Source organism: Terriglobus sp. YAF25, assembly GCF_052113305.1.
GTDB lineage: Bacteria > Acidobacteriota > Terriglobia > Terriglobales > Acidobacteriaceae > Terriglobus.
This window is the reverse complement of the sequence record NZ_JBFRCY010000389.1, coordinates 1-7,322: the sequence shown is the minus strand read 5'-3', so window position 1 is coordinate 7,322 and position 7,322 is coordinate 1. Positions and strand designations below refer to the sequence as shown.

11 protein-coding genes are annotated in these 7,322 nt (G+C 57.8%); all 11 read right to left on the bottom strand.

The window, feature by feature from the left end:
* A partial coding sequence (locus tag AB4043_RS16240; protein ID WP_442307521.1) for an EscU/YscU/HrcU family type III secretion system export apparatus switch protein occupies nucleotides 1-557 on the bottom strand: 557 nt, incomplete at its 3' end.
* Nucleotides 554-1,330 carry a flagellar biosynthetic protein FliR gene (locus AB4043_RS16235; protein WP_442307520.1) on the bottom strand — a complete coding sequence of 259 codons (777 nt, stop codon included), beginning with the start codon at nucleotides 1,328-1,330 and terminating at the stop codon, nucleotides 554-556. The genes AB4043_RS16235 and AB4043_RS16240, both read right to left, overlap by 4 nt.
* A 4-nt stretch (nucleotides 1,331-1,334) precedes the next feature.
* Entirely contained in the window at nucleotides 1,335-1,604 is a 270-nt protein-coding gene (locus AB4043_RS16230) for a flagellar biosynthetic protein FliQ (RefSeq protein WP_147648533.1), read from the bottom strand.
* 9 nt (nucleotides 1,605-1,613) lie between these two features.
* Complete coding sequence (gene fliP, locus AB4043_RS16225; protein ID WP_442299385.1) at nucleotides 1,614-2,507, bottom strand: flagellar type III secretion system pore protein FliP; 894 nt, start codon at nucleotides 2,505-2,507, stop codon at nucleotides 1,614-1,616.
* Complete coding sequence (locus tag AB4043_RS16220; RefSeq protein ID WP_442299384.1) at nucleotides 2,508-2,816, bottom strand: flagellar biosynthetic protein FliO; 309 nt, start codon at nucleotides 2,814-2,816, stop codon at nucleotides 2,508-2,510.
* A gap of 10 nt (nucleotides 2,817-2,826) precedes the next feature.
* A complete protein-coding gene (locus tag AB4043_RS16215; protein ID WP_442307522.1) occupies nucleotides 2,827-2,943 on the bottom strand; it encodes a flagellar basal body-associated FliL family protein in 117 nt (38 codons plus the stop codon).
* A complete protein-coding gene (locus AB4043_RS16210; RefSeq protein ID WP_442307519.1) occupies nucleotides 2,933-3,244 on the bottom strand; it encodes a hypothetical protein in 312 nt (103 codons plus the stop codon). The genes AB4043_RS16215 and AB4043_RS16210 overlap by 11 nt, the downstream gene beginning before the upstream one ends.
* An 82-nt stretch (nucleotides 3,245-3,326) precedes the next feature.
* Nucleotides 3,327-4,559: a flagellar hook protein FlgE gene (locus tag AB4043_RS16205; RefSeq protein WP_442299382.1), complete on the bottom strand. Its 1,233-nt coding sequence runs from the start codon at nucleotides 4,557-4,559 to the stop codon at nucleotides 3,327-3,329.
* Nucleotides 4,560-4,600: 41 nt separating this feature from the next.
* The gene (locus tag AB4043_RS16200) at nucleotides 4,601-4,885 is read right to left on the bottom strand and encodes a flagellar hook capping FlgD N-terminal domain-containing protein (protein WP_442299381.1); all 285 of its coding nucleotides are present in this window, start codon (nucleotides 4,883-4,885) and stop codon (nucleotides 4,601-4,603) included.
* Nucleotides 4,886-4,907: 22 nt separating this feature from the next.
* Nucleotides 4,908-7,082 carry a hypothetical protein gene (locus tag AB4043_RS16195; protein ID WP_442299380.1) on the bottom strand — a complete coding sequence of 725 codons (2,175 nt, stop codon included), beginning with the start codon at nucleotides 7,080-7,082 and terminating at the stop codon, nucleotides 4,908-4,910.
* Between the two features lie 50 nt (nucleotides 7,083-7,132).
* The coding region (locus tag AB4043_RS16190) for a hypothetical protein (RefSeq protein ID WP_442307518.1) at nucleotides 7,133-7,322 on the bottom strand (190 nt) is incomplete at its 5' end.

Genomic DNA, 7,322 nt, shown 5'->3' with positions numbered 1-7,322 from the left:
GCCAGGTGATAGGCAGAGGCGAGCGTCTCGGTGAGGCGATTGAGGCTCATCACCGGCATGCCGATAATAAGGCTGCGAATGGTTCCAATTGCGATACCAATCACGACGGCCGCGGGGATCAGGCTCTTAGCCAGACGCAATATGGAGCGGGTGCCGAAGAGCTGCTTAACGTTTTCAGCCGGATTCAGGCGGGTCCATTTGGGTTGCAGTGCTTCGACCTGGATCTGTGTGCCACCACCCTGCAGAATGCCTCCCGTCAGAGCGCCCATCAGTGCACAGCTCATTACCACGACTGCGGGCCACAGCACCGGAAGTGCGACATGCCAGATAGCATGGCGAAACATTGCCTCGTCCCAGCGCTCGCTGGTCATCGAGAGCACATCAGAATAGGCCCCCCGCCAGCTCTGCAGCACCTTCGGAGCAACCGCACCTATTGCGGCCAGACCAGCGAGCATGGCTAAAGAACTGAGCAACTCGCGCGAGCGGACGACGTCGCCTTTTTCGCGCGCCTTCCGCTTGCGTTGCGGTGTTGCCTGTTCTGTTTTCTGCTCGCTCACCCGCGCACCAGCCTCTCAGCGGCATTCAACAGGTTGGTGAAGTTGTGCTCAATCCAAAGCGGCCAGATTCCGAGCGATGCGATCAGTACACCGTAGCTCACCAGTGTTTTCACGGGGACATTGACCGCCATGACCGGAAGCTRCGGAGAGATTCGGGCGATCAAGCCGACAACGACCTCTACCATCAGCGCTGCACACATCACAGGCGCCGCAAGCTGAAGGCCGCCCAGCAGGACACCTGCTGTCATATGCGCCAGCTCGATACCGCTATTGGTGTGCATCACTGCCTGGCCTACAGGAATTGCGGCAAACGTCCTCATAAATGCGGCCAGCATCGTGCGCTCAAGACCACAGGCCAGTAGTACGAGAATTCCAATCCATCCCAGAAACTGGCCCAGAACTGGAGTCTCAATCTGTGAGTTCGGATCCATCAGGTTTACGAGCGAGAAACTGAAATCGATGCCCAGTAACTGACCGGCGAAGGACAGAGCTTCGTTCATCAGCGACAGCGCAAATCCGAAGACCAGGCCAACCGAAAGCTCACCAAGCACGGAGGACGCATTGATTGCCGGCGTTGGTCCCAGCTCCATTACCACCGGAGTAAGCAGGAACGCGATCGCGAAGACGAAACCAGCCTTGATGCGCATGGGAATTGCCTTCGACGAGAACACCGGGGCAAAGAGCATCAGGCTGCTGACACGGATCGACACCAGCAGTCCGGTCGCCAGCAGACGTTCCCAGGTCGGCGGCAGATTTGCGAAATCGATCGGCATGTCGTTATCCAAGAAAGCGGTGGAAGTCGCGCCACAACGTCACGGTGAAGGTCATCACACGGTGCAGAAACCAGGGCAGCGTCACCATGGCTGCTCCCAGAACGACAAACAGGCGAGGTACCGTCGTCAGCGTCTGTTCCTGCAAGCTGGTAAGAGTCTGCAGAAGGCTCAGACCGACGGAGATCAAGCATCCGCAGATCAGCAGCGGAGCGCTGAGAATCAGCGCCTCACGCAGCAGCATTCGTCCGAGTTCAGCAACTTGGTTGGGTTCCACGATTGTTCCTCACGAAAAACTTTTCAGCAGCGAGCCGGTCAGAAGGTTCCAGCCATCGACCATCACAAAGAGCAGAATCTTCAGCGGAGTTGAGATCACGACAGGAGGAAGCTGCATCATGCCGATAGAGGTCGTCACGCTTGCTACCACCAGGTCGATTAGAAGGAACGGAAGAAAGAGAATCGCGCCAATTTGAAAACCTGCCTTGAGCTCGCTGAGGATGTACGCCGGAACGACAACCTGCATCGGGAGCTGTGCGCGGGTCTGAGGGCGCTCCGCCATACCGGCAGAGGCAAACAGCGCCAGGTCTTTTTCGCGAGCGTATTTCAGCATGAAAACCTTGACCGGTTCAGAGCCCTTCGCGATCGCTTCTTCACCGCTGATCTGTCCGGCCCTGAAGGGAGCCACTGCCTGTTGGTCCACCTGGACCAGGACTGGCTGCATCAGGAACCAGGTCATCATGAGACCGAGTCCCATCAATACCTGGTTCGACGGAGCTGTCTGCGTCCCCAGCGCCTGGCGCAGGAAGTGAAAGACAACCAGCAACCGCACCAACGGCGTCATCGACAGCAGAATCGCCGGGAGCAGGCTCAGYAGAGTAAGGCCGATGACGATCGACCAGGAGCTGCTGGGTTCGTTCTCGAGGCGGTGGTTGATGGAATCTTCGCGCTTACCCGTATTCTGGTTCGACTTTGACGGAGCCGTCGGCGCCGTAGGGGCAGTTGAGCCCGCCGCCCGACGTGCCGCTTCAGTGGCAAAGGCCAGCGCCATCCGCTGCTCTGCGACAGCGGGGCTCTCTGCCACCGCTGCGGCCGGCTGCCCATGGGCCGCACTCCGTTTTTCAGCCTGCATGGAGACGCCGGACAGCAGGACGGCGACCAGCAGGACAGGACGAACCAGCATCTACTCAGCCTTCCTTACCGGCATCATGGCCTGAACGCCGTGCTCACTGCTTCCAACCAGGAACTGCTGACCTTCACACTCCACCAGCGCAAGTTGCTGCTTGTTGCCAAGCGAGACTTGTTCGAGGACACGGAGGCGCTTCTGCTCCCGAGGACGAGTAGCGCGTCCCTTCCAGGAACGCAGGATCCAGGAGGCCAGGCCGGCTGGTTCCGGACGACGCATCTCGGCTAGCGGAACGATCGTTCTCTGCACGATCGCGAGTTCCGGCTTTACTACTTCGGCTTTGACCATTGCTACGCTGCGACGCATCTCTGTCTCCTTACCGCTGGACCAGGAATTCTGTGAAGAAGATGTCAACCACCTTCATGCTGGGTTCGCGCACCGTGAGTACGGCCTTGATCTCTTTCTTGACCTGCTCTTTACCTTCAGGCTGCAGCAGTTCCTCTGAGCTCTTGCGCCCCAGGACGTCGATCAGCGCATCCCGTACCGCGACATCCTGCGACTACCATCGGTTCCAGGACCTGGTCCTTGGTCTTCTGGGGCTCGGTTTTGACGACCTCAACAATCTTTGTGCCGCCGCCGCCGAGCTTCCCGGTCTTCCCCATCCACCAGACCAGTCCGCCGGCCGCTCCCACGGCTCCTATAACCGCAACAAAGGCGACCATCGCCAGTTGCACTATGCCCACTTTGGCCACCGGCACTGCGGGCGTCATCTCTGCTGTCTCTGCTTTAGCCATATGTCCCACTTAAATGCACCTGCCGTGCCATTCAGGCACGGCAGGCATTAGTGAGGACTCAGGAAGGCCTCAGACGCTACAACTAACGGATCATATTGATTGCAGACTGGGTTAGCGTGTCGTACGCCGTAACCGTCTTGGAGTTCGCCTCAAAGGCGCGCTGGGCGACGATCAGACGCGAAAACTCGCCGGCGATATCAACATTGGACTGTTCCAATGAATTTCCCAACACCGTGCCACGGCCACCCGCACCGGCGACGCCGATGGACGGCAGACCGGATGCCTGGCTGGAGATAAAGGAGTTGTTGCCGACGCGGGTCAGACCCTGGGTGTCGCTAACCGTGGCGATAGCCAACTGGCCGACCACGCTGCTACGGCCGTTGCTGTACTTGGACGAGATGATGCCATTGGAATCAATGGAGAAGTTCTGGTAGGTACCGCTGGCATACCCGTCCTGGGTGGTAGACGCAGTAGCGGAGGCAGAGCTTGAGCTCGAGACCATCCCGTTGCCGGCGCCGTCATAGAGCGACCAGTTGAAGCTCAGGTCTGCGGCACTATTGGTCAGTCCCGGAAAGGTGATGCCGGTGATATTGCTGCTCGGTCCGACCAGCTTGCCAGTCGAGTCGAAAGTCAGCGTGCCGGTATTGTTCGAGGGCGTGCCCGAGATATCGCCAGCGGGAAGCTCGATGTCGTAATTCCAGGTCGTATTACTGGTTTTCGTGAACTTGACGCTCGCCAGGTGCGTGTTTCCGAGGGAGTCGTACACACTTACGGAGCTGGCAAAGGTTGTGCCAGTGGCCGCTGAAGAGTCCAGATTCGCCCGCAGTCCAACATTCTTGGTGGTGCTGGCCGCCTGGTTGGAACCGATCGGAAGCTGGATCGGAGCCAGGGCGCCGCCGGTGCCTACAGTTACTCCGTCCGTGCTCTGGAAGCCCATCACGCTGGCGCCGTCCAGGGTCGTCAGATAGCCATCCTTGGCAAGCTGGAAGTCGCCGGCGCGCGTAATCTGCTGTTGACCATGGTCCTGGATCACGAAGAAACCGTCGCCGTTCAGCGCCATATCGGTCGCATTATTCGTCGTGGTCAGGCCACCCTGCGAAAAGTCTCCCACAGTTCCGGAAACGCGAGTACCAAGTCCGGACTGCAACGCATTGCCCGAGCCAGACTCGCCGAGCTGCTGGTAGAAGAGGTCTTCGAACTCGGTGGTAGCGCCCTTGAAGGCCACCGTGTTCAGGTTCGCAAGATTGTTACCGATCGTATTCAGCGCCACGGTATTGGCCTTCAGGCCCGTCAGCGCAATTGAAAATGCACCCATCGTAATTCTCCTTATCTTTGATCCGTTACTGCTGGAAATCTTTATCCGTTGCTGCTGGAACTTGTTGAGCTGGTGCCTGACGTTATGGAGGTAATGCCCTGATTGATCGAAATCAACTGCTGCAGACTGTTGACACTCACCAGCTGCTGCAGGTAGGCACTCGGATCGGTCGGCTGCGTGGGATCCTGGTTCTTCATCTCGGCCACCAACAGCGTCATAAAGTCGCTCGCGGTGATATTGTTGCCACCACTGCTGCTACTGCTTGTTGAATTGTTCGTACTCGATGTCGAAGCCATCGGGCTCGCTGCGTTCGCATTTACCTGCATTTCCGTCTCCCCTTAATCCGGCTTATACCCGGACGCTCAACAGCCCTAAACCGCGTGATGTGGTCGACAAGGAAGGAGAAGCTCCTACCTGCCGCCATACCAGTTTTTTCTGCTCTGCCCCCGCATCGGTGCCGGAGGACTGCTGCCCACGGTCCTGTTGCGCTCTCCCGCCCAGGTCCATGTTCATGGCAGCGCTCTCCTGCATCCGGACCACCTGGACTCTGTCCACCGGCACCGTCTGCTGGCTCAGAAAACTTGTCATATGTGGTGCTTCAGCTTTCAGCACCTCGTGCGAAAACTCACTGCTCGCCATCACCACGGCCGTCACCGTGTTGTCGGTTCCCTTCTCGGCGCGCACATGCATCACACCATGTGTTTCATCCGCAATCGCCACTTCAATCTGGCGATGTCCAGCGGCTACCCATTGTGCGCCGTTTTCCTGCGCATTCGATCCTGCAGCCGCATCCAGGCGCGCAAATGGATCGCGAGAACCTGACTGCGTCGGCTTCGGAGCGTCCGTCAGATCCTGGAGATTGTTCGCCCCTGTCTCTACCTTCAGCGCAGAGACCGCATGCAGCTTGTTATCTACGGTGTGGACCGCGGGAGAATGCGCTGCCTGCGGAACAGGCGCTTCGTTGGCGGCGGAGGTATTTTTCTCCGCAGGAGCGGAAACATCCTGCGAGATCTTCGTTACTCCTGCCTCATCCTTCGCAGGCTTTTCATCTTTTGCAGTGGCCTCTTTTTGTCGTCCTGCCATCTGAACTGGACGTCCAAACTTACCTGCAACCGTTTTTGTTGTTACCGTCTTTACCGCGACAACCGACTGAAGCGAACCCTCGACGCTATCTTCCTGCGCCTGCTTCTGCACAGTTGGAGCTGCAGAGGTCATCGGCATGGCATTGACGACTGCATCGCTCTGGATAATCTGCTGCTGGGGAGCAACATTGTTTCCGGTCTCCCCGTGTGAGATCTTTCCCGAGACCGAACCCTTGCTGCTGCCACGTACAGCGGAATGGGACTCAGAAGAAGACAGTGCATCTTTGCCAACCTTGGTCGGCTCGCCGCCGGCCAACTGCACCGGCAATGCAGGAACTATAACGGCAGCAACAAGGCTTCCATCCTGGCCATTATCCTGAGCATCGTTCTTTTCTTCAGAAGACGATGCCGCCTGCGGTACATCTTCTTTTGCATCGGTTGAAACCGCACCCTTCGGGCTGTCCGTCTTTACCGATGCGTCCGTCTGCGGCACATGGGTGGCTACAACCCCAACGTCGATGGCCCTAACGAGCGGCTGGTATGCATATTGGTGCCCGCGAGGCATGATAAGCGGAAGAGTTCCCGTACCTGTCTTCGACTCTTGAGTTTGTGACGGAGCTTGTGGCTGGGGTACGGTTTCCCGTGTTGAAACAGTTTGCTGGTCCGGAGCCGCCTGTACTTCGTCTGGAGTCGCCTGTACTGCCGTATTCGCTTGAGCCGGTATCTCTGACTGCGCGGGCGCATCCTTAGTCACAGGCCCTGGCTGTACGGGAATCGGTGGTGCAGAAACATTTGGCTTCACGGCCACTGCGACGGCAGGCTCCGAATCGGAGGTCTCTACCTTATCGCCGCTTAATACCGTCGAGGTATTCTCTGCCTGTGGAACTGGCTTTGCTCCTGATTCATGCGGAGTCTGCGGCAATAGCTGGCTGTCAATCAGCCGCGGCTTATCCTGAGCCTCTGGGGCTGGCAGTTGCTGTGCAGCAATCGTCCCCACCGCGTCCTTCGAATCAGCTTGTGGCACTTCAACATTGGAAACGTCCCCCATCTGCTGCGGTACCGCATCACTTATCGCAGAACCAACTTGTGGTGCAGTAACGATCTGAGGAGCAGCTGGCGTAGACGCTATTGATGTCTCGCTTGAATGCGGCACCGTATCCACGGCGGAAGTAGTCTGCTGCAGAGATCCGCGAGAAAGATCGGTGGCTTTGTCGAATGTTCCAGCAGACAACGTCTGTGTTGCAGGAACCTTAGTCTTGCCGTCAGCCAGAATCGGCGCATCGGTCGCAGTCTGTGCACCGGTTCCCGCTGCTGCTTCAAACATGCCGGCAAACAGCGAGTCTCCTGTACCCGACAGGTTGTCGCTAATCCCCGTCGAGTGCACGTCAGACGATATTGCCGTTCCTCGCACGAGCGAGGATCCGATCGTCGCTGCTGCCATGTCCATCATGCCCTGGATATGTGCAGTTCACGTTCCAAAACGACAGCGCTTTATATTAGTGTCTCTTTAGCAATCTTTTTCTTTGCCGCATGTTGCTTGATGAGAAAGAACTCATCCGCAGCCTTCTGTGCACGAAGATCTTCTGCAGCGGCCCGAGCTCTCGTCGCTTCGCGATAGAGCGACTTCATCTGTTCGAGCTTCTGCTGCTGTACAAGCATTGCTTCTTGCGCTATGCGAATG

Coding starts and splice junctions, on each gene's coding strand:
- AB4043_RS16205 (WP_442299382.1), bottom strand. CDS start 4,559: ATGGGTGCATTTTCAATTGCGCTGACGGGCCTGAAGGCCAATACCGTG.
- AB4043_RS16200 (WP_442299381.1), bottom strand. CDS start 4,885: ATGCAGGTAAATGCGAACGCAGCGAGCCCGATGGCTTCGACATCGAGT.
- AB4043_RS16220 (WP_442299384.1), bottom strand. CDS start 2,816: ATGCGTCGCAGCGTAGCAATGGTCAAAGCCGAAGTAGTAAAGCCGGAA.
- AB4043_RS16195 (WP_442299380.1), bottom strand. CDS start 7,082: ATGGCAGCAGCGACGATCGGATCCTCGCTCGTGCGAGGAACGGCAATA.
- AB4043_RS16210 (WP_442307519.1), bottom strand. CDS start 3,244: ATGGCTAAAGCAGAGACAGCAGAGATGACGCCCGCAGTGCCGGTGGCC.